We start from the raw sequence: 19550 nt of genomic DNA, 5'->3' as shown, positions 1-19550 counted from the left end.
CAGTCGCCGCGCAGGCCGATGAAGAGGAGGGCGGCGCGCTCGTCGGTGCGCAGGGCGAGGAGGTCGCTGCTCGTCATCGGCCCAGCATGGTGGCTCGGGGCGCAGGCCGCTGGTCGACGGCGGCAGCCGTCAGGGTGCGCCCGCGCCACCGGAGCGAGCCCTGCCGGTGGCCGGCCACCGAGCGGGCGACCAGCACGTCGAGCAGGACGATCGACACCGGGTGCGCCAGCGAGTCCGGCCAGGCCCGGCCACCCGTGCGGGACGCGACCACGGCCCGGTTCACCACCCCGGCGGCGTAGCCGACCAGCCCGGCGCGGGAGCCGGTCAGCGCAGCCAGCGGCGGCAGCAGCCAGACGGCGCTGAGCCCGGCCGCCACCCCGACGGCGGCCGCCGGGCGCCCGCCGACCGCCGACCACAGCGACTTGGTGTAACCGTCCCGGACCCCCGGCCAGCCGTCGTACATCCGGCAGGCGGCCAGCGTCGAACCGTCGACGACGACGCCCCGGCCCCCGGCGGCCTTGACCGCACGCAGCAGTGCGACGTCCTCGATCACCTCACCGCGGACGGCGGCGTGCCCGCCGGCCCGGCCGTAGGCCGCGCGGCGGACCACCAGGAACTGGCCGTTGGCCGCTGCCAGCGACGGTCGCGGTGACCGCTCGGCCAGGTGCAGCGGCAACAGGGTGGCCCACAGCCACTGCTGCAGCGGCTGGACGAGCCGCTCGGCGGCGCTGCCGGTGAGCTGGCGCGGCCAGGGGGAGACCAGGTCGAGCCCGGCGTCGTCGAGCAGGGCGACCGCCGAGGCGATCGCGTCGGGCATCAGCCGGACGTCGGCGTCCAGGAAGACCAGCACGTCGTCGGCCTGCTGGTGGTCCGTGGCGGCGCCCTGGGCGCAGGCGTTCGGCTTGCCCAGCCAGCCCGGCGCGGGTGGCGTCGCAAGGAGCAGGGTGACCCGGTCGTCGCCGACCGCCGTGACCCGGTCGGCGGTGCCGTCGGTGGAGCCGTCGTCGACGACCACGACCTGCAGGTGCGGCACCCCGCGCTGGTCGAGCACGGCGGCCAGGCAGTCGGCGATCTGGTCGGCCTCGTCGCGGGCCGGGACCACCACGGTCACCCGGCGGGGGGCCGGTCGGGGCACGGCCGGCGGCCGGCGGAGGAGCCGGCTGTTCAGTGCGGCGTGCACCGCGGCCGCCACCGAGAGCCCGGCGCACACCCGCAGCAGCCTGCGCCAGGAAGCGGTCATCGCCGTCGCCGCCGCTCCTGGACGGCGAGGGCGGCGAGCACCGGCAGCGCCAGGACGACGCCCCAGACCGCGGACCCCGGCAGCCCGAGCCAGCCGGCGTGTGCCAGCGCCCCGCCCAGCACCATCCACCCCAGGGTCAGCAGCGGTGCGACGTCCCCGATCCGCGGTGGCCGGCTGGTGCGCTCGACGAGCAGGTCGAGCAGGGTCATCAGCACCAGGCCGGCCAGCAGCCACCCGGCGAGGTTGGTGAGCGGGACGGTGGAGATGCCCGGCAGGCCCGGCTCGGGGTGCGCCCAGCGCCAGTAGCCGGCCTGCACCAGCTGCGGGTCGAGCACCACGTCCCAGGCGGCGAACACGTAGGCCGCCACCGCCACCCGGGCGGCCCGGCGCCGCGGGGCGCGTACCCGCGAGGTCAGCCGGGCGGCGAGCACCCAGCTCGGCCACGCCATCATCAGCCAGGCCAGCGGCACCAGGAAGGGCACCCCGAGCAGGGTCGGGCCCAGCGTGTCGCTGTAGACGTACTCGCCGTACGGGAACCCGGTGCGGAGCCCCAGGGCCTCGAACAGCACCGCGACGACGCCGACCACGACGAAGACCGCGGCACCGGTGCGGGCGCCGCGGCTGACCGTGGCGTGGCTGACCGACACCGCCGAGCCCAGCAGCACGATCGCCCAGCTGACCGCGTCGCGGGCGGCACCGCTGCTGAGCGGGTAGGCGATCGCGGTGCCCAGCAGCGCGACGGTGAGCGTGAGGGGCAGCCAGGGCAGCGGCGCCGGGCCGGTGCCCGGCCGGCGGGCGAGGAGCGTGCCGGTCACCCCGCCGTCCCCCGGTGCAGCCGGCGTCCGGCCCAGCTCGTCACCCCGGCTCGCAGCCGGGCTGCCGGCCGGCGGTCGGCGAGCACGACGCGGGCGGCGGTGCGCCCGGAGTTGCCGGAGACCCCGCCCCCGGGGTGCGTGGAGGCGCCGGTCAGGTACAGCCCACCGAGGCCCGGCACCCGGTGACCGGACAGCGCCGGGGTGGGCCGGAAGCCGAACATGCTGGCCAGGCTCATCTCCACGTGCATGACGTTGCCACGCAGCAGGGACAGTTCCTGCTCCAGCCTCAGCGGGGTCTGGACGTACAGCCGCTGTACCGAGTCGGCGAAACCGGGCGCGTACCGGTCGACCGCGGCGATCAGCTGCTGGGCGGCCCGGTCGGCGATCTCCTCCCAGTCCGACCCGTCGGCGAGCTCGTACGGGTACCACTGGCCCCAGACGGTGACCACGTGCTGGCCGGCCGGGGCGAGGGTCGGGTCGCTCGCGGAGAACGACATGGCCAACGGCACCGGCTCCCGGGGGAGCTCGCCGGCCAGCCAGTCGCCGTGCGCCCGGGCCAGCTGGGCCCGGTCGGTGCAGAGCAGCTGCAGCCCCTGCAGCGCCTCCTCACCCGCGCCGGGGTAGTTCGGCAGGGCATCGGTCTGTGCGCGCAGCACCAGGCCGAAGCCGTTGCCCAGCGGCGGGTCGGCCTCGGCCAGCGCGGGCGGGGCGTCGTCGCCGGCCAGCGCCTTGGTGGCCAGCACGTGGCAGGCGGCGACGACCACCGGTGCGGAGATCCGCCGTCCGGAGACCGTCTGCACCCCGGTGACCCGCCGGTCGTCGGGCGGCCCGTCGACGAGGAGACGGGCCGCGCCGTCCCCGAGGGTGACCCGGCCGCCGTCACTGGCCAGCCGCGCCGCCAGCGCCTGGGTGAGCCCGCCCGACCCGCCGACCGGGTGACCGGGCGGGACGTCGTGCAGCAGCGCGACCCAGCCGACCATCGCGGCCGTGCCGGGCTCGGACATGGGCGGGCCGGACTGGGCGCCGAACCAGGCCAGGGCCGCCTTGAGCCGCTCGCTGGTGAACCACCGGTCGAGCAGGGCGTCGCCGGAGCCGAGGAAGTCGGTGGCGATCTCCCCGCCCGGGGTGCGGGGCTGGCCCCGGCGGGGGGCACCGACCGGCCACAGGTGCCGGACCAGCCGGGTCATCGCCGGGCGGTCGCCGAAGGCCTTGACGACGGCGGCGCTGCGCGGGCCCCAGACCTCGACGAACCGGCGGTAGGCCGCGGCGTCGGCGTCCCCGCAGGCGGCGGCGATGGAGGCGCAGGTGGCGTCGAGGTCGACGGAGAAGACCAGCGGCCGGCCGTCGGGGCCGGGGTCGCCGGGCGCGGGTGCCGGCGCGAAGCCCCAGGGGTCGCAGTCGACGTAGCGCAGGCCGAAGCGGTCGAGCTCCAGCTCCTCGACCACCCCGCTATGCCGGATGATCACGTGCGCGCTGGACCCGCGGTCGACCCGGACGCCGGGCCAGCGCTCCACGGTGGAGACGGCGCCGCCGAGGACCTCGTCGGACTCCACCACCTCCACGCGCAGCCCTTCCCGGGCGAGGTGGCAGGCGGCGACCAGGCCGTTGTGCCCGGAGCCGATGACGACGACGTCGGCGGTGCTGGTGTCGGCGGTGCTGTCGACGGTGATCAGCCCTTCCCGGTGGGGCGGGCCAGAGGCAGCCGCGCGCCCAGGATCGCGAAGGGGCGGGTGTCGCCGGGGAAGTGGTAGCCACGGGCCAGGTCGACGAACCCGTCGGCGTGGTACAGCCGGAAGGCCTTGGTGTCGGTGTCCGGGGTGCTCAGCAGGGCGGCCGGCTGGGGGAGGTCGGCCAGCAGCGCGTGCAGCAGCTGCCGGCCCAGGCCCTGGCTCTGCCGGTCGGGGTGCACGTGCAGCTCGCACACCTCGAACGCGCCGGGCAGCCACTGCTTCGCCGTCCGCCGGTCCAGGGCGTTGCGGACCTGGTCGTGCCACCACTGGCCGGGGGCGACTTGGTAGCCGTAGCCGAAGCCGACCAGCCGCTCGCCGACCGTGCCGTCGTCCTGCACGACCTCGGCGAAGGCGCCGACCGCGCGGAAGCCCTCCCGCTCGGTGTGCTGGACGGCGTAGCCGTAGCGCCCGGCGACGACGGAGTCGCCGTAGCCCATCGCCGCGCCGTAGATCGCCAGTGCCTCGTGCAGGTGCTCGCGCATCCAGCCGGCGGGCAGCTCGGTGACCCGGGCCGCGGGTGTGGTGCCGGTCATCGGTCGGTCTCCTCGTCGGCGGCGGCCGGGGACGGCCCCGGGCCGACCTCCGCGGGGGTGCCGCCGGTGAGCCGCAGCAGCTCGTCGTAGCTGGTGGGGAAGACGGTGTGCGGGTGCCCGGCGGCCGCCCACACCCGCGGGTGCCGGGCGAGCTCCACGTCGACCAGCGTGCCGATCGGCTCCGGGTGCCCGACCGGTGCCACCCCGCCGATCGCCTGGCCGGTGTGCCGGCGGACGAACTCCGGGGTGGCCCGGGTGATCCGCAGGACGCCGAGCAGGTCGGCGACGAGCGCCTCGTCGACCCGGTGCGCGCCGCTGGTGAGCACCAGCAGCGGGACGCCGCCGGCGTCGAACACCAGGCTGTTGGCGATCGCACCGACCCCGACGCCGAGCTGGGCGGCCGCGGCGGCGGCGGTGCGGGCGCTGTCGGGCAGTACGCGCACCTCACCGGCGACGCCGGAGGCGCGCAGCAACTGCTCGACCTCGGCGACCCGTGGGTGCGGGGTCTCCGCAGCGGTCATGCCCGCGATCCTCCCACCGGTCCCGGGACCGCGCGCCACCCGGCACCTGGGCCGACGCCGACGGTCGGTGGGTCGTCGTCCCGGGGGTGCACCGCCGACCTCCAGCTGGGGTCGAGGGTTGCTCGAGGTGATGAGTGCAGTCGCTGTAACGACACGGATGACGACACGCGCGTCCGGCTTGACCGCTCCGGCCCACTCCGGTCTACTCATCGGTGTTCGAACACCTGTTCGAACACCGGCGATCCGCTCGCCGGCCCGGGCCGTCACGTCCTCCGACGTGCGCTTCCCCGCCGGGCCGGGGGGCGGGCGGCCGGTGGGGGGCGAAGAGTTGCGGAGTCTGACATGAGCCGAGTGCTCGCCGGGGCCGGTGGCCGGGCCGGTGAAGAGGTGCAGGTCGAACAGGGGCCGTCGGGGCCGGCCGAGTTCTGGCGAGGACAGACCCGGTACGTGGTGGGGGAGCTGCTCGACTCGTGGGTGGAGTCCGCGCCGTGGTGGCAGACCGATGCCACCGGACGGGGCGGGGCGTCGGCCGAGCTGGTCGCCACCCGGCAGGTCTGGCGGGTCGAGGCGGTCCGCGCAGGCCGGTCCCGGATGAGCTTCGCCGGGGTCTTCGACCTGTCCTGGGAGCCGACGGGCAACCAGTGGCTGCTCGTCCGGGTGCACGACTGATGGGCGCCGCCCGGGCCCTCCCGGCCGCCGCCGACGGGCAGCTCCCGTTGCTCCCGCCGCTGCCCGCGGCCGCCGCCCAGCTGCTCGGCCAGGCCCATCGCGGGCTGGCCGAGGCCGCCAGCAGCCCCGACGCGGCCTGGCGGTACGCGACCGCACACCTGGCTGCCCTGCGCGCCGCGGCAGCCGTGCTGGCCGCCCGCACCCAGCCCGAGTCCGGGCGGCGCCGTCCGCGCAGCGCCTGGGTGCTGATCGGTCAGGTCGCCCCCGAGCTGGCGGAGTGGGCGGCGTTCTTCGCCGCCGGGGCGGCCAAGCGCGCCGCCGCCGAGGCGGGGCTCTCGCACGCGGTCACCGCACGGGAGGCCGACGACCTGGTCCGGGACGTCGGCACGTTCCTCGGCGTCGTGGAGGCCGCGATCAGCCGCCCGGTGCCACCGGCGCCCGTACGTCTGCGCGCGGTCGACCCCGGTTCCCGTCGGCGCGGCCCGGGTCGTCCCGGCTCCACCTCGTGAGCGACCCCTTCGTCCACCTGCACGTCGCGTCGGGGTACTCGATGCGGCACGGCGCCAACCACCCGGCCGACCTGGTCGCCCGGGCGGCCGAGCACGGCATGGGCGCCCTGGCCCTGACCGACCGCGACGGGCTGTACGGCGCGGTCAAGTTCGCGCTGGCCTGCCGGTCAGCGGGCATCCGGCCGCTGTTCGGCGTCGACCTCGCGGTCGACCCGGTCGCCGGCGGCGAGCCGGCGGACCAGACCCCGGGGCGGATCACCGCTGCGGCCCGGCACCGGGCCGCCCACCCCGTCGGCCGCCGCGCCCCGGCGCGCGGCGGGGCCAGCGTCGACTCCCGGCTGCCCCGGGCCACCTTCCTCGCCCGTGACGGCGCCGGCTGGCGGTCGCTGTGCCGGCTGACCAGCGCCACCCACCTCGGCGGCACCCGCGGTGAACCGGTCAGCTCGCTGACGCTGGCCGGTGCGCACGCGACCGGGCTGCTGGCGGTGCTGGGGCCGGGGTCCTCGGTCGGCCGTGCGCTGGCCGCCGGCCGGGCCGACCTGGCACGGGCCCGGCTGGACACCTGGCGTGCGGTGTTCGGGCCCGGCCAGCTGGTGCTCGAGGTCGTGCACCACCGCGGCCAGGGCGACCGGTCCCGCGCCCAGGCGATGCTGCGGCTGGCCGCCGAGGCCGGGGTGCCGGCGGTGCTGACCAACGCGGTCCGCTACGTCGACGCCCTGGACGCCCCGACCGCCGACGTGCTGGACGCCGCCCGCCGGCTGGTGCCGCTGGGCCAGCGACACGTCGACCGGCGCACCGCCGAGGGGCACCTGAAGTCGGGCAAGGAGATGGCGCTGCTCGCCGAGGAGCTGGCCGGGCCGGACCGGGACGCGGCGTTGCAGCTGCTGGAGACCACCGCCCGGGTCGCCGAGCAGTGCGCGGTCGACGTCCGGGCCGACCTCGGCATCGGCACCGTGCGCTACCCGGAGCTCGACGTGGTCACCACCGCCGCCGAGCGCGGGATGGGCCCCTCGGCGGTGCTGCGGGCCCGGTGCGAGGCCGGGTTCGGCCGGCGCGGGATGACCCCGTCGGCCGTGGTGCGCGAGCGGCTGGAGGAGGAGCTGGCGGTCATCGACTCCCTCGGCTACCCCTCCTACTTCCTCACCGTCGCCGACGTGGTCACCCTGATCAAGGAGCTCCGGGTCCGCGCGGCGGCCCGGGGCTCGGGCGCCGGCAGCCTGGTCACCTACCTGCTGGGCATCTCCGACGTCGACCCGATCCGGTACGGCCTGCTGATGGAGCGCTTCCTCTCCCCGTTGCGCCACCAGCTGCCCGACATCGACATCGACGTGGAGTCCGCCCGCCGGATGGAGGTCTACGACGCGGTGCTCGAGCGCTTCGGCGCCTCCCGGGTCAGCTGCATCTCGATGATGGACACCTACCGGGTGCGGCACGCGGTCCGCGACGTCGGGGCCGCCCTCGGGCTGCCCCCGGCGGAGGTCGACGCGGTGGCCAAGGCGTTCCCGCACATCCGGGCCAACCAGGTGCACGCGGCGCTGCGCGACCTCCCGGAGCTGCGGGCCAGCCGGCTGGGCTCCAGGCGGAGCGGTGGCTCGGGTGACCTGGACCTGCTCTTCGACCTGGTCTCCCGGCTCGACGGCCTGCCCCGGCACATCGCGCTGCACCCGTGCGGGGTGCTGCTCTCCGACGCCACCCTGCTCGACCGCACGCCGGTGGAGAGCAGCTACCTGGGCTACCCGATGAGCCAGTTCGACAAGGACGACGTCGAGGAGCTGGGGCTGCTCAAGCTGGACCTGCTCGGCATCCGGATGCAGTCGGCGATCGCGCACGCGATGGACGAGGTGGCCCGGGTCGACGGGCAGCAGGTCGAGATCGACGCCGTCCCGCGCGACGACCCGACCACCTTCGAGCTGATCCGCAGCACCCGCACCCTGGGCATGTTCCAGATCGAGTCGCCGGGTCAGCGAGAACTGGTCGGCAAGTTCGGTCCGCAGACCTTCGAGGACCTCATCGTCGACATCTCGCTGTTCCGCCCGGGGCCGGTGAAGAGCGACATGGTCACCCCGTTCCTGATGGCCCGGAACGGCTGGCGCGACCCGGTGTACCTGCACCCCGCGCTGCAGCCGGCGCTGGAGCAGACCGCCGGGGTGGTGGTCTTCCACGAGCAGGTGCTGCAGATCGTGTCGGTGATGACCGGCTGCGACCTGGCCGAGGCCGACGAGGTGCGCCGCGCGCTGGGGGAGAAGGACGCCCATCCGGAGGTGAAGGCCTGGTTCGCGCCGCGTGCGCTGGCGGAGGGCTTCGACGTCGCGGTGGTCGAGCAGGTGTGGGAGGTGCTGGTCGCCTTCGGCTCCTTCGGCTTCTGCAAGGCCCACGCCGCGGCGTTCGCGCTGCCGACCTACCAGTCGGCCTGGCTGAAGACCCACCACACCGCGGCCTTCCTGGCCGGGGTGCTCACCCACGACCCGGGGATGTACCCCAAGCGGCTGATCCTCGACGACGCCCGGAACTTCGGCGTGCAGGTGCTCGGCCTGGACGTCAACGCCTCGGCCGGCACCTACCGGGTCGAACGGGTCGACGGCGGCACGGACGACGGGCCGGCCGACCAGCCGCGCCCCCGTCCGGCGTGGATGCCGGCGTCGATGCCCGACCCGGGGCGGTACGGCATCCGGCTGTCGCTGGCCGACGTCAAGGGGATCAACGACGAGGAGGTCGCCCGGATCCAGGCCGGGCAGCCCTACCGGTCGCTGACCGACTTCTGGAACCGGGCGAAGGTGTCCCGGCCGGTGGTGGAGCGGTTGGTGCTGGCCGGTGGGTTCGACTCCGTCTACGGGTTCGGGATGCGCGACAGCGAGGGCGGCCGGCCGGCCCGGCGGCGGGAGCAGCTGACCCGCCGTGACCTGTTGCTGCAGATCGGCGAGCTGGACCGCTGGAGCCGCAGCGGGGCCCGGGCGAGCAGCACCGGCCAGCTGGGCCTGGACCTGTTCGGTGCCGAGTCCGGGGCCGGGGAGGCCGAGCCCGGGCTGTTCGACCCGGAGGACGAGGAAGAGGCATCCGGACGACCGGAGTTCGTCGCCTCCGGGCTGCCGGAGTTCACCGACGCCGAGCGGGTGCGGGCCGAGCTGGAGGTGCTGGGGCTGGACGCCAGCCGGCACGTCGTGGAGTTCTACCGGCCGTTCCTGGCTGCCCTCGGTGCGGTGCCGGCCGAGGAGCTGCTGCAGTGCCGCAGCGGGGCGGAGGTGCTGGTGGCCGGGGTGAAGGTGGCCACCCAGACCCCGCCGATCCGGTCCGGCCGCCGGGTGGTGTTCGTGACCCTGGACGACGGCACCGGCTGTGCGGACGCGACCTTCTTCGAGGACGTGCAGGGGCCCTACGCCGCCACGGTCTTCCACTCCTGGCTGCTGGTGGTCCGCGGGGTGATGCGGCGCACCGGGCCGCGCGGAGTCTCGATGCGGGCCACCGGGGCGTGGGAGCTCCCCGCGCTGCACGAGGCCTGGGAGACCGGCGGGCTCGCGGCGGTCGCCGAGCTGATGGCCGCGCCGGGGGAGTACAGCGAGCAGGCGATCGCCGGGGCAGCGGCGTCCCGGGCGTCCCGGCCGGTGGTGGTGCGCCCGGTGCTGGTGCACCCGACCGGGTTCCGGATGTCGCCCTACGCCGACATCAAGCCGGCCGGGGAGGACGCGGCCACCGCCGCACGCCGCGCGGCAGCAGCGCCACCCCGCAAGCTCTGGCACTCCAGCCCCGGCAGCTCCGGCCACTGAGGCGGCCCCCACTTATGGACTCGTACGGCCCAAAAACCCAGCGGTTCTGGGCCGTACGAGTCCAACGGTCCCGATCTGACTCATCGCGCTCATCTCCGAGCTACCGGAACTGACCTAGCGGCGGTAGCTGAGTGGCCGGTCGCGAAGCCAGGGGAACATGGGCGGTTCACCGAGGTGCGCTGGCCTCGTCTTTTCGGCATCCTTGCGGCATGTCGCTGGCCATCTCGGGCCAACACCTTAGCTCGCGAGCCATCAAGGTCTTCATATGTCATGCATCCGAGGATGCGGATCAAGCGTGGGCCGTAGCCGGTCACTTACTCGACGCTGGGTTTGCCATATGGCTTGATCGTTTCTGCATCCAGCCAGGGCAGGATTGGCAGCACGTCGTCCGGGAGGGTGTGCGCTCCTCGGATGTTGTGTTGGTGCTGGTTAGTGCCGCCTCCGTGTCCAAGACCGGATTCTTGCAGCGCGAAGTCAAATTAGTCCTTGAGCAAGCGGACATGCGACCAGAAGGGGCGGTGTTCATCCTCCCCTTAGTGCTCGATGGGACAAAGCCGCCCAGCAGCATGGAGCGATTGCAGTGGGTGAGCGCACAGCAGGCGGACTGGATGAACGTCCTGCGAGGTGCGCTTCGGGCGAATGCTCGACCACCGGCGTCGCGTATTGGCAGCGCGGCCTTCGGTCCACCCGAAATCTCGCTGGTACGGGTGCATTTGGAGAAAAAACCTGCCACCGTCGACTACATAATCGATCTGTTGGACGCCAACGCAGCGCAGGTGACACTCGGCGCTAGTCTTCTTTCCCGTTCGGGCGACGAGTTCTTCGACGTTCGGCTAGACAGGGAAGTTGTCCTGACGCGGGGCGTCGCAATGTACCGACGAGGCTGTCCACGCCCAGCGATTCTCCGTCGTAAAGGCGTGAAGCTGGTCGCGGCCGCATGGTGGCAGGGCATTGGTGCTGGTGGTGTCCCACTCGCAGTTCAGACCTATCTCGCAGATGAGGGTCACTGACTGATTGGCCTGGTTGTCCTAAGCTCTGACCTGCCCGGGATGTGCACACTCGACGGACGGACGGACGGCTGTCCGGGACGGCGCCGTGCTGCGGGCTCTGCGGAGCGCCGGTCCGGGCCGGGGTGCTCGGCGGTCCGCGATTAGGCTCCGCTGGGTGACGACCCCTCCGGCCACCGCCGCGCAGGCCCCCGCCCGCACCGCGGCGATCTGGGCCGCGCTCGACCCGCTGGTCGCGGCCGGCTCCCCGCTCCAGGTGCTCGACCTCGGCGGCGGCAGCGGGATGTTCGCCGTCCCGCTCGCCGCCCTCGGCCACCAGGTCACCGTCGTCGACCCCAGCGCCGATGCGCTGGCCACCCTGCACCGCCGGGCCGCCACCGTCGGCGCGGGCGACCGGGTCCGCGGCATCCAGGGGGACGGCGACCGGATGCTCACCGCCCTCCCGTCCGGTGACCTCTTCGACCTGGTGCTGTGCCACTTCGTCCTGGAGGTGGTCGACGAGCCGGCCAGCACCCTCCAGCAGCTCGCCAGTGCCCTCCGCCCCGGCGGGCAGCTCTCCCTCGCCGTGGCGAACCGGGCCGGCGCCGTCCTCGGGCGGGCGATCAGCGGGCACCCGGTCGAGGCGGTCGCCCTCCTGGCCGACCGCGACCCGGCCCCCGGTCGCGGCGGCCACGTCCACCGGCGGTTCGACCCGGCCGAGCTGCTCGCGCTGCTCGCCGGCGCCGGGTTGGAGCCGGGGGAGTGGCACGGCGTCGCCGTCGTCGCCGACCTGCTGAGCGCCTCCTCCGGCGCCGACCCTGACGCGCTGCGCGCGCTGGAGCTGGCGCTGGCCGGCACCTCGCCCTACCGGGACGTCGCCACCGGCCTGCACGTCCTCGCCACCCGCCCGGCCGCCGGCTGACCCGGTCGCCGGCCGAGTCGATGAGCCTGCCCGACGGGTTCGGCGTCCCGCCCTACGGGAGCGCCACCCTCGCCGACGTGCTGCCCAGCGCCGCCACCGCGCTCGGCGTCCCGATCCGCCGCGGCGGCCTGCCCGTCGACCCGCTCGACCTGACCGCCGCCGTGGCCGGCGCCCGCCGGGTCGCCGTCCTGCTGGTCGACGGCCTGGGCGCCGAGCTGGTCGCCGCCCACCCGGAGCAGGCGCCGGTGCTCAACGCTCTCGGCACCCCGGTCGGCACGCTCTCCGCGCCGTGCCCCAGCACCACCCCGGTCAGCCTCGTCACCCTGGGCACCGGCCTGCCGCCGGGCAGCCACGGCGTGCTCGGCTTCGTCACCGCGGTGCCCGGCGAGGAGCGCACCCTCAACCACGTCCACTGGGACGACGACCCGGATCCGCTGCGGTGGCAGGCCCAGCCGACCGTCTTCGAGCAGGCAACCGCCGACGGCGTCTCGTGCACCGTCGTCGCCCCGCACGCCTTCGCCGGCTCAGGCCTCACCCGCGCCGCCTACCGCGGAGCCGACTACGCCAGCGCATTCAGCCCCGGCGACCTGGTCGCCGGGATGCACGCCGCACTGCGCACCGGGGAGCGCAGCCTGGTCTACGGCTACACCGCCGACCTCGACCTGACCGGGCACGTCCGCGGTGTCGACTCGGCCGCCTGGCGCGCCCAGCTGGGCATCGTCGACCGCCTGGTGGAGCAGCTGGCCGAGGGGCTGCCCGACGATGCGGTGCTGCTGGTGACCGCCGACCACGGCATGGTCGACGTCCCCGACACCACCCGGCTCGACGTCGGCGCCGAACCCGGGCTCACCGAGGGCGTGCGGCTGCTCGCCGGTGAACCCCGCGCCCGGTACGTGCACGCCGAGCCTGGCGCCGCCGACGACGTGCTCGCCGCCTGGCGCACGGTGCTCGGCCCCCGCGCCTGGGTGGTCAGCCGGGCGGAAGCGGTCGACAGCGGGGTCTTCGGCGACGTCCAGGAGCAGCTGGCCGACCGGATCGGCGACGTCGTCGCGCTGGCCCGGGGCAGCTGGGCGTTCACCGACGTCCAGCGGGACCCGTTCGGGTCGATGCTGGCCGCCTACCACGGCTCCCTCACCTCGGCAGAGCTGGCGATCCCGCTGCTGGCCGCCCGCGGTCGCGCACTCCGCTGAGCATCGCGCCGGGCCTCAGCCCGAGCTGGCCAGACGCAGGGACAGCGGGTGCCAGGTGCGCCAGTGGCCCGGCTGCGGGGCGGCGCAGGTCAGCCGGTGCGACTCCTCCGACAACCTGCTCTCCACGGTGACCAGGACGTCGCCGTCCGGGCCGGCCAGGGTCACCTCGAACCGCTCGATGCCGGGCGCGGGCGACGGCAGCCCGGTCACCCGGCGCGGCGGCAGGTCGTGCACCCCGAGCAGGCCGAGCTCCCCGCGGGCGTGGTGCTGCGCGGCCTGGGCGGCCGGTGTCAGCCCGGCCCGCCCGCGTAGGAACGGCAGCGAGACCTGGCCGGCGGCGTGCGCGGCGAGCAGCACCTGACCGCCCTCGGGCACCTGCCCGTAGACCAGCCCCCAGGGCAGGACGACGACGTTCGCGGCGAAGCGGTCGCCGCCCAGGTGACTGGTCTCCCAGACGTCGGCCGAGGCGGAGGTGTCTGCGGTGAGCAACGCCCGGGCCAGCGGCCGGCCGCGGACGGCGCAGCAGACGTCGTGCGCACCGTGCGTGCAGACCAGGTACGTCGGCACCTGCGTCGGCTCGCCGATCGAGCCGTCCCAGGGCAGCTGGAGCAGCTCGGCGTCATCGGTCCGGGTCGACCACCGGACGGTCTCCCGTCCCGGGGTGGTGTCGGCGACGGCCCAGCGGCGACCGGAGTCCGACAGCCGCTCGCCGGGCCGGCGCACCAGCTGGATCCGCATGCCCAGCTCGCGGGCCCGGGCTGCCAGCCGGGAGGCGACGCGGCGGTCGAACCGGGACTCCAGCAGGGCGTCCCGCCCCCACGGGCCGGGCTGCTCGACCAGCAGCCAGCGGCGGGCCGGTGGCGCGGTGGCGACGGCAGAGTCGCCGCGGAGGAGCGCCTGCACCGAGCAGCGGGCCGGGTCCAGTCGCCCGGCCGGGGTGGACCGGAGCGCCGGGGAGTCCGTTGCGGGCTGGACCGGGCCGGTCGGCTCAGGCCCCACCGGTGTCGCCACGACCCCCATCGTGCCCGGCGGTGGCGGCCGGTGCCCCGGCGGTGGCGTCCGGCACGACCGCGATCGCCTCGGTGACCAGCCGGCGGGCCAGCGTGAGCTGGTCCGCCGCGTCCAGTCCGGGCAGGTCGCCCACCTTCAGCTCGCCCGCGGCGAGCAGCGCGGCCAGGGCCGGGTGCGTGCTGGCCGGCAGGTCGTGGGTGCGGCGACCGGCGACCAGGGCGACCCGGTCGCAGTCCGGGTCGCGCAGCTGCACGCGCAGCAACGGCCGCACCCGCAGCACGGTGTCGGCCGCCAGCGCCGCGATCGCGCTGGACTGGGCCAGTGGCGACACCGGGGCCGGCCGCACCTGCGCCCAGGTGCGGGCCCGCAGCGCATCGGCCACGGCAGCCGGGTCGACCTCCCCGAGCCAGCGCTGCAGCCCGGAGAGCACCGCGGCGACGTCCTCGGCGGTGGTCGACGGGTCGGCCAGGTCGACGCCGAGGGGGAGGGAGCCGCGCAGCGCCGGGTCCTCTGCGGCCAGGGTGCGCACCTCGTCCAGGGCGGACTCCACGGCGCCCCAGCGGGTCACCGAGTGCACGCCAACGGTCAGGTGCGCGCTGATCTCCCCGAGCGCGACCGCCGAGTGCAGGTAGCCGCGGGGCAGGTAGAGGGCATCGCCGGGGCGCAGCACCGCGTCGATCACGGGCGGGCGCTGCGCGGCGGCGGCGACCTCGTCGGCGCGGTCGGTCCAGGGGTGGGTGCGCAGCGGGTCGGTGAGCACCGGCTCGTGGATCGTCCAGTGCTTCTCGCCGGCGACCTGCAGCACGAACACGTCGTGCACGTCGTAGTGCGGGGAGAACCCACGCGAGGACGGCGGGGTGATGTAGGCGTTGACCTGCGTGGGGTGCCCGAGGTCGGCGGCGAGCTGGCCGGCGAACTCGATCAGCGGCGGCCACAGCCGGTGCAGGCCCTGCAGCACGACGGTGCTGCCGTCGGCGAACAGCCGCAGCACCGCGTCGGAGGAGACCTGGTCGGCCACCTCGGCGCCCGCGCCCTGGGGGCTGGTGAAGCGCTTGGCGTCGACGACCGCGCCGTCCTTGGCGATGCGCAGGAACGGCGTGCGCAGGCCGCGGGTGCTCAGCAGCTCGTCGACGGCGGCCAGGTCGAGCAGGTCGGTGAAGGTGCCGCCGAGCTCGGCGGCGGTGGAGAGCAGGGGCCGGCGGGACCAGTGCTCGGCGGCGAACACCTCCGGCTCGACCCGGATGCACCGGCGCAACGCGGGGCGGGCGGGGCCGTCGGCCCAGGGGCGGGCGTCGCCCTCCTCAGCGGAGGACGACGCCCGGTCCTGCAGTTCTGGGTCGAGCACGGTCAGGCCGAGCCGTCCGCGCCGCCGTCGTGCTGCCCGGGCGTGCCGCCGCCGGCACCGGAGTCGGCCGGGCCCTCGGCGCCACCGTCGGCACCGCCATCGGCACCGCCGTCCGCGCCACCGTCGGCACCGCCATCGGCACCGCCATCGGCACCGCCGTCAGCGCCGCCGTCGGCACCGCCGTCGTGCTGGCCCGGCGTGCCCTCGGCGCCGCCGTCGGCCGGTCCTTCCGTGCTGGTCATGTCGTCGTCGTCGAGCGCCATGGCTCCTCCGATCGTCGAGGTCGTGGCCACCGGTCGGCGACCACCTGGCCCAGTTCTACCGCGATGATCGACTCCCCACACCTCCTGCTCGCCCACAGTCCGGTGGTGCACGACCGAGGTGGCGCAGTCGGTGCGCTGGGGCGTCATGCGCACCTCCTTGCGTCGGGTGCCGCGGGCGCGAGGTCTCGGCACCGACCTGGCGACGCGGTTCGGCGTCGGCCACCCCGTCGAGCGACTGCCCGACCGCGTGGGTCGCGGGGTCGTGCCGGATCCGGCGTCGCTTCATGACGATTCGGTCACGGTCCCGGTGGTGCCGTGGACAGCCGGGCCCGGCCGGGCACGTCAGGACCTGCCAGACACGACGACGCACGAGAGAGGACAGGTCATGACCGAGAGTCGTACGCGCACCGACGTCACTTCCGAGGGCAACGTGGTGCGGGAGGTGACGCCGGAGTCGACCGTCGGCGCGACCCGCGAGGTGCGGGCCGAGCCGGTGGTGCACGAGGTGGAGCGGCGTGAGGAGCCGACCCAGGTGTCGGTGGCCCCGCCGCGGCGTGACCGGGTCCGCTGGGGGCCGGTGTGGGCGGGCCTGCTCGTGGCCATCTCCTCGTTCATCCTGTTCAACCTGATCACCTTCGCCCTCGGCTGGTGGGACCTCGAGGGTGCCGGCGGCTCCAACGGCGACTGGATCAGCACGGCGATCCTGTGGGGCGCCTTCTTCCTCGGTGGGCTGACCGCGGCGGCCTCGGCGGTCTGGCGCGGGGTGAGTGACGGCATCCTGCACGGCATCCTGGTGTGGGCGCTGGGCATGGCGACCTTCCTCGTGCTGAGCCTGCTCGGCGGCGGTGCGGTCCTCGGTGCCGTCGGTGACGCCATCGGCCAGCTGGGTCTGCTGCAGCAGAACGCCAACGCACCGGCGGCGCAGCTGGGCCCGGTCGTGGAGAACGCCCAGTCGGTGGCCAGCTGGGCCGTCCTGGTGATGGGCGTGGCGATCATCCTGTCCGCGCTCGGCGGTGTCCTCGGGGCCAAGATGTGGCCGGCCAAGAAGGACACCGAGGACAACCGGGTGACCACCACCCGCTGACCTGACGCGACAGGCGCCGGGACCGACCGCGGTCCCGGCGCCGGACCCGCTATCGTCCCCGTTTGTCGAACACACGTTCGATCAACGGGGACGATGGGGGTGTGGTGACCAGGGACCGGGCTGCCGGCTGCACGCTGCTGCACGTCGACATGGACGCCTTCTTCGCCAGCGTCGAGGTGCGCCGGCACCCCGAGCTGGCCGGCACGCCGGTCATCGTCGGTGGGGTCGGCAACCGCGGGGTCGTCACCTCGGCCACCTACGAGGCCCGCCGGTACGGGGTGCACAGCGCCATGCCGACCTCCCGGGCACTGCGGCTGTGCCCGACGGCCACCGTGCTCCCCGGCGACCTCGACCTCTACGCCGAGGTGTCCCGCTCGGTGATGGCGCTGTTCCGCTCCCTCACGCCGCTGGTCGAGCCGCTGAGCCTGGACGAGGCGTTCCTCGACGTCTCCGGCAGCGGCCGCCGGCTGGGTGACCCGGTGGCGATCGGGGAGCACATCCGGGCCCGGGTCCACGACGAGCAGGGGATCACCTGCTCGGTCGGGGTGGCCGGCAGCAAGTTCGTGGCCAAGCTGGCCTCCACCCGGGCCAAGCCCGACGGACTGCTCGTGGTGCCGCCGGCCGAGGTGATGGAGTTCCTGCACCCGCTGCCGGTGAGCGCCCTGTGGGGCGTCGGCCCGAAGACCGAGGAGGTCCTGCTCAGGCTGGGCCTGCGCACGGTCGGGGACCTGGCCCACGTGCCGGCGCGCACCCTGCAGCGCGCAGTGGGTCAGGCGGCCGGCAGCCACCTGCACGAGCTCGCCTGGGGGCGCGACCCCCGGCGGGTGGTGCCCGACCAGCCCGACCGGTCCACCGGTGCCGAGGAGACCTTCGGCACCGACGTCGACGACCCGCAGGTGGTCCACCGTGAGCTGCTGCACCTGGCCGAGCGGACGGCGGGACGGCTGCGCTCGACCGGTCACCTGGCGCGCACGGTGACCGTGAAGGTCCGCTTCGCCGACTTCACCACGATCACCCGCTCCCGCACGCTGAAGGTCCCCACCGACGTGGGTCAGGAGCTGTACGACACGGCGCGCGCGCTGTTCGACGCCCTGGGGCTGGACCGGGCCCGCATCCGGCTGGTCGGGGTGCGGGCCGAGGGGCTGGTGGAGGCGGAGGCGACCGCGCGACAGCTCGAGCTGGGGGCTCGCGAGCACGGCCGCCGGGACGCCGAGCTGGCCGCCGACCGGGCTGCCCGGCGCTTCGGGGCCGGCGCCGTCCGGCCGGCCACCCTGCTCGGCCGCCGACAGGTCCCGGGCGCCGGTCCGGTTGCGCGCGGCCCATCATCGGGAACGCCTCGCTGACCAGGCCCTCTGCCCCGCGGGGGCGCTGCGGGGCGGCAACACGGTCCCCGCCCGGTGTGTCGACGGCAACTCGCCTTTCGCACGCCGCAAACGGCTCGTATCCTCGGTGTCACCGCGGGCGGACTGCCGCCGGTGGTTTCTTGCACTTGTACCTGGAGGTCGACGTGCCGCTCTCCGAGCACGAGCAGCGTCTGCTGGAGCAGATCGAGCGCGCCCTCGTCGATGACGATCCGAAGTTCGCCTCGACGGTCCGCACCGGTGACCGGCGGCAGAAGGCCCGCCGCAAGCTGCAGTTGGGCGCCGCCCTGGTGGTCGTCGGGCTGGCCGTGGTGGTCGGCGGGGTGGCCCTGCCGAACGTCATCGTCGGCGTGCTGGGCTTCCTGGTGGCCTTCGGAGGGGCCGTCCTCGGGGTCTTGAACTACAAGGCCGCCACCGGTGAGGTGCCGGCCGGCTCCGCCCCGGGCCCCGCTGGGCGTCCGGCGGCCGGCGGCCGTGGTGGCAGCAGCAGCGCGAAGTCGCGCCGCCAGCCGCTGAAGAGCCGGCTCGAGGAGCGCTTCCGCCGTCGCTACGACCAGTAGCGCGCGCCGGCCCACCCGCTGAGCCAGCAGCCGCCGTCCCCGTCGGGGACGGCGGCTGCTGGCCTCTCCGGCCGGCTCAGACCTCGGGCGTCGCCGTCGTGTCGAACAGCGCGCTGACCGACTCCCCGTCGTGGATCCGCTGCACGGCCTGGGCGAGCGCGGGGGCCACCGACAGCACGGTCAGCTTCTCCGAGGCCCCGGCCGGCACCGGCACGGTGTTCGTGCAGACGATCTCCACGACGTCGGCCTGGGCGCCGATCCGCTCCAGCGCACCTGCGGCGAACAGGCCGTGCGTGCAGGCCACCCGGATCGAGCGGGCGCCGTCGTCCCGCAGCCGGGCGATGAGCTCCAGCACCGTGCTGCCCTTGGCGATCTCGTCGTCCAGCACGATCACGTCACGGCCGGCGACGTCCCCGATCACGGCGCTGATGCTGACCCGATCGTCGGCGTAGCGCTGCTTGGCACCGGCGGCGACCGGCACCCCGAGCCGCCGGGCGAAGGCCGCGGCCTCCTTGGCGTTGCCCAGGTCGGGGGAGACGACGGTGGTGCGGGAGAGGTCCAGCGCGCGGAAGTGGTCGGCCAGCTCCCGCAGGGCGTGCAGGTGGTCGACCGGCACGCTGAAGAAGCCGTGCACCTGCGGGGAGTGCAGCGTCATGGCCAGCACCCGGCTGGCCCCGGCCGCCACCATCAGGTCGGCGATCAGCCGGCCACCGATGGAGATCCGGGGGGCGTCCTTCTTGTCCGACCGCGCGTAGGCGTAGTGCGGCATCACCACGGTGATCCGGGCGGCGGACGCGCCGCGGGCCGCGTCGATCATCAGCAGCAGCTCGACCAGGTTCTCCTGCACCGGGGTGACCAGCGGCTGCACCAGGAAGACGTCGCGCTCCCGGCAGTTGGCCTGCAGCTGCACCTCGAGGCAGTCGTTGGCGAAGCGGGTCATCCGGACCGGCTGCAGCGGCACGCCCAGGTGGGCGCACATCTCCGCGGCGAGCTCGGGGTGGGCACTGCCGGCGAAGACGGCGATCTCGCGCAAGGGGCACTCCGCAGCTG

18 protein-coding genes are annotated in these 19550 nt (G+C 75.0%); 9 read left to right on the top strand and 9 right to left on the bottom strand.

Annotated features, from left to right (window positions below; genetic code table 11):
- Positions 1 to 73: 73 nt before the first annotated feature.
- The 5 genes from O2W16_RS01330 to O2W16_RS01310 are packed head-to-tail and all read right to left on the bottom strand — an operon-like array spanning position 74 to position 4839.
- Positions 74 to 1240 (bottom strand): glycosyltransferase, encoded by a 1167-nt coding sequence (locus O2W16_RS01330; RefSeq protein ID WP_269156996.1) that lies wholly within the window; start codon positions 1238 to 1240, stop codon positions 74 to 76.
- Positions 1237 to 2055 carry a carotenoid biosynthesis protein gene (locus O2W16_RS01325; protein ID WP_269156995.1) on the bottom strand — a complete coding sequence of 273 codons (819 nt, stop codon included), beginning with the start codon at positions 2053 to 2055 and terminating at the stop codon, positions 1237 to 1239. The genes O2W16_RS01330 and O2W16_RS01325 overlap by 4 nt, the downstream gene beginning before the upstream one ends.
- Complete coding sequence (locus tag O2W16_RS01320) at positions 2052 to 3677, bottom strand: phytoene desaturase family protein (protein WP_269157469.1); 1626 nt, start codon at positions 3675 to 3677, stop codon at positions 2052 to 2054. Before O2W16_RS01320 ends, O2W16_RS01325 begins: the two co-directional genes overlap by 4 nt.
- Before the next feature lie 47 nt (positions 3678 to 3724).
- Positions 3725 to 4318: a GNAT family N-acetyltransferase gene (locus tag O2W16_RS01315; protein WP_269156994.1), complete on the bottom strand. Its 594-nt coding sequence runs from the start codon at positions 4316 to 4318 to the stop codon at positions 3725 to 3727.
- Complete coding sequence (locus O2W16_RS01310) at positions 4315 to 4839, bottom strand: YbaK/EbsC family protein (protein ID WP_269156993.1); 525 nt, start codon at positions 4837 to 4839, stop codon at positions 4315 to 4317. Before O2W16_RS01310 ends, O2W16_RS01315 begins: the two co-directional genes overlap by 4 nt.
- A gap of 342 nt (positions 4840 to 5181) precedes the next feature.
- Between O2W16_RS01310 and O2W16_RS01305 the strand changes: the two genes are divergently transcribed.
- The 6 genes from O2W16_RS01305 to O2W16_RS01280 all read left to right on the top strand — a co-directional run bounded on the left by O2W16_RS01305 (position 5182) and on the right by O2W16_RS01280 (position 12876).
- Positions 5182 to 5508, top strand: a complete 327-nt coding sequence (locus O2W16_RS01305; RefSeq protein WP_269156992.1) for a DUF6504 family protein — start codon at positions 5182 to 5184, stop codon at positions 5506 to 5508.
- Positions 5508 to 6017, top strand: a complete 510-nt coding sequence (locus tag O2W16_RS01300; protein WP_269156991.1) for an SAV_6107 family HEPN domain-containing protein — start codon at positions 5508 to 5510, stop codon at positions 6015 to 6017. Before O2W16_RS01305 ends, O2W16_RS01300 begins: the two co-directional genes overlap by 1 nt.
- Positions 6014 to 9778 carry a DNA polymerase III subunit alpha gene (locus O2W16_RS01295; RefSeq protein WP_269156990.1) on the top strand — a complete coding sequence of 1255 codons (3765 nt, stop codon included), beginning with the start codon at positions 6014 to 6016 and terminating at the stop codon, positions 9776 to 9778. The genes O2W16_RS01300 and O2W16_RS01295 overlap by 4 nt, the downstream gene beginning before the upstream one ends.
- Before the next feature lie 209 nt (positions 9779 to 9987).
- Positions 9988 to 10788 (top strand): toll/interleukin-1 receptor domain-containing protein, encoded by an 801-nt coding sequence (locus tag O2W16_RS01290; RefSeq protein WP_269156989.1) that lies wholly within the window; start codon positions 9988 to 9990, stop codon positions 10786 to 10788.
- Positions 10789 to 10942: 154 nt separating this feature from the next.
- Positions 10943 to 11686, top strand: a complete 744-nt coding sequence (locus O2W16_RS01285; RefSeq protein ID WP_269156988.1) for a class I SAM-dependent methyltransferase — start codon at positions 10943 to 10945, stop codon at positions 11684 to 11686.
- A 20-nt stretch (positions 11687 to 11706) separates the two neighbouring features.
- Complete coding sequence (locus O2W16_RS01280; protein WP_269156987.1) at positions 11707 to 12876, top strand: alkaline phosphatase family protein; 1170 nt, start codon at positions 11707 to 11709, stop codon at positions 12874 to 12876.
- Between the two features lie 15 nt (positions 12877 to 12891).
- Here the strand turns inward: O2W16_RS01280 and O2W16_RS01275 are convergent, their stop codons facing one another.
- The 3 genes from O2W16_RS01275 to O2W16_RS01265 are packed head-to-tail and all read right to left on the bottom strand — an operon-like array spanning position 12892 to position 15495.
- The gene (locus O2W16_RS01275) at positions 12892 to 13896 is read right to left on the bottom strand and encodes a sucrase ferredoxin (protein ID WP_442928891.1); all 1005 of its coding nucleotides are present in this window, start codon (positions 13894 to 13896) and stop codon (positions 12892 to 12894) included.
- Positions 13865 to 15232, bottom strand: a complete 1368-nt coding sequence (locus O2W16_RS01270) for a cupin domain-containing protein (protein WP_269156985.1) — start codon at positions 15230 to 15232, stop codon at positions 13865 to 13867. The genes O2W16_RS01275 and O2W16_RS01270 overlap by 32 nt, the downstream gene beginning before the upstream one ends.
- Positions 15233 to 15234: 2 nt before the next feature.
- Entirely contained in the window at positions 15235 to 15495 is a 261-nt protein-coding gene (locus tag O2W16_RS01265) for a BatC protein (RefSeq protein WP_269156984.1), read from the bottom strand.
- A 385-nt stretch (positions 15496 to 15880) separates the two neighbouring features.
- On the opposite strand from O2W16_RS01265, the gene O2W16_RS01260 reads away from it, so the two are divergent.
- The 3 genes from O2W16_RS01260 (at position 15881) to O2W16_RS01250 (ending at position 18500) form a co-directional block, all read left to right on the top strand.
- Positions 15881 to 16579 (top strand): permease, encoded by a 699-nt coding sequence (locus O2W16_RS01260; RefSeq protein WP_269156983.1) that lies wholly within the window; start codon positions 15881 to 15883, stop codon positions 16577 to 16579.
- A gap of 104 nt (positions 16580 to 16683) precedes the next feature.
- Positions 16684 to 17922, top strand: a complete 1239-nt coding sequence (locus tag O2W16_RS01255; RefSeq protein ID WP_269156982.1) for a DNA polymerase IV — start codon at positions 16684 to 16686, stop codon at positions 17920 to 17922.
- 140 nt (positions 17923 to 18062) lie between these two features.
- Positions 18063 to 18500, top strand: coding sequence for a DUF3040 domain-containing protein (locus O2W16_RS01250; RefSeq protein ID WP_269156981.1), 438 nt, complete (start codon positions 18063 to 18065; stop codon positions 18498 to 18500).
- A 76-nt stretch (positions 18501 to 18576) separates the two neighbouring features.
- Here the strand turns inward: O2W16_RS01250 and O2W16_RS01245 are convergent, their stop codons facing one another.
- The gene (locus O2W16_RS01245) at positions 18577 to 19533 is read right to left on the bottom strand and encodes a ribose-phosphate diphosphokinase (RefSeq protein ID WP_269156980.1); all 957 of its coding nucleotides are present in this window, start codon (positions 19531 to 19533) and stop codon (positions 18577 to 18579) included.
- Between the last annotated feature and the right edge of the window lie 17 nt (positions 19534 to 19550).

Source organism: Modestobacter sp. VKM Ac-2984 (assembly GCF_026967985.1).
Classification (GTDB): domain Bacteria; phylum Actinomycetota; class Actinomycetes; order Mycobacteriales; family Geodermatophilaceae; genus Modestobacter.
Note: the sequence above shows the minus strand (reverse complement) of the source record. Positions and strands in the feature narration are given on the sequence as shown.

Bases quoted from the DNA above. Each gene is read 5' to 3' on its own strand.
- O2W16_RS01260 (WP_269156983.1), top strand. From the start codon at position 15,881: ATGACCGAGAGTCGTACGCGCACCGACGTCACTTCCGAGGGCAACGTG.
- O2W16_RS01265 (WP_269156984.1), bottom strand. From the start codon at position 15,495: ATGGCGCTCGACGACGACGACATGACCAGCACGGAAGGACCGGCCGAC.
- O2W16_RS01305 (WP_269156992.1), top strand. From the start codon at position 5,182: ATGAGCCGAGTGCTCGCCGGGGCCGGTGGCCGGGCCGGTGAAGAGGTG.
- O2W16_RS01280 (WP_269156987.1), top strand. From the start codon at position 11,707: ATGAGCCTGCCCGACGGGTTCGGCGTCCCGCCCTACGGGAGCGCCACC.
- O2W16_RS01300 (WP_269156991.1), top strand. From the start codon at position 5,508: ATGGGCGCCGCCCGGGCCCTCCCGGCCGCCGCCGACGGGCAGCTCCCG.
- O2W16_RS01330 (WP_269156996.1), bottom strand. From the start codon at position 1,240: ATGACCGCTTCCTGGCGCAGGCTGCTGCGGGTGTGCGCCGGGCTCTCG.
- O2W16_RS01290 (WP_269156989.1), top strand. From the start codon at position 9,988: ATGTCGCTGGCCATCTCGGGCCAACACCTTAGCTCGCGAGCCATCAAG.
- O2W16_RS01315 (WP_269156994.1), bottom strand. From the start codon at position 4,318: ATGACCGGCACCACACCCGCGGCCCGGGTCACCGAGCTGCCCGCCGGC.
- O2W16_RS01310 (WP_269156993.1), bottom strand. From the start codon at position 4,839: ATGACCGCTGCGGAGACCCCGCACCCACGGGTCGCCGAGGTCGAGCAG.
- O2W16_RS01275 (WP_442928891.1), bottom strand. From the start codon at position 13,896: ATGGGGGTCGTGGCGACACCGGTGGGGCCTGAGCCGACCGGCCCGGTC.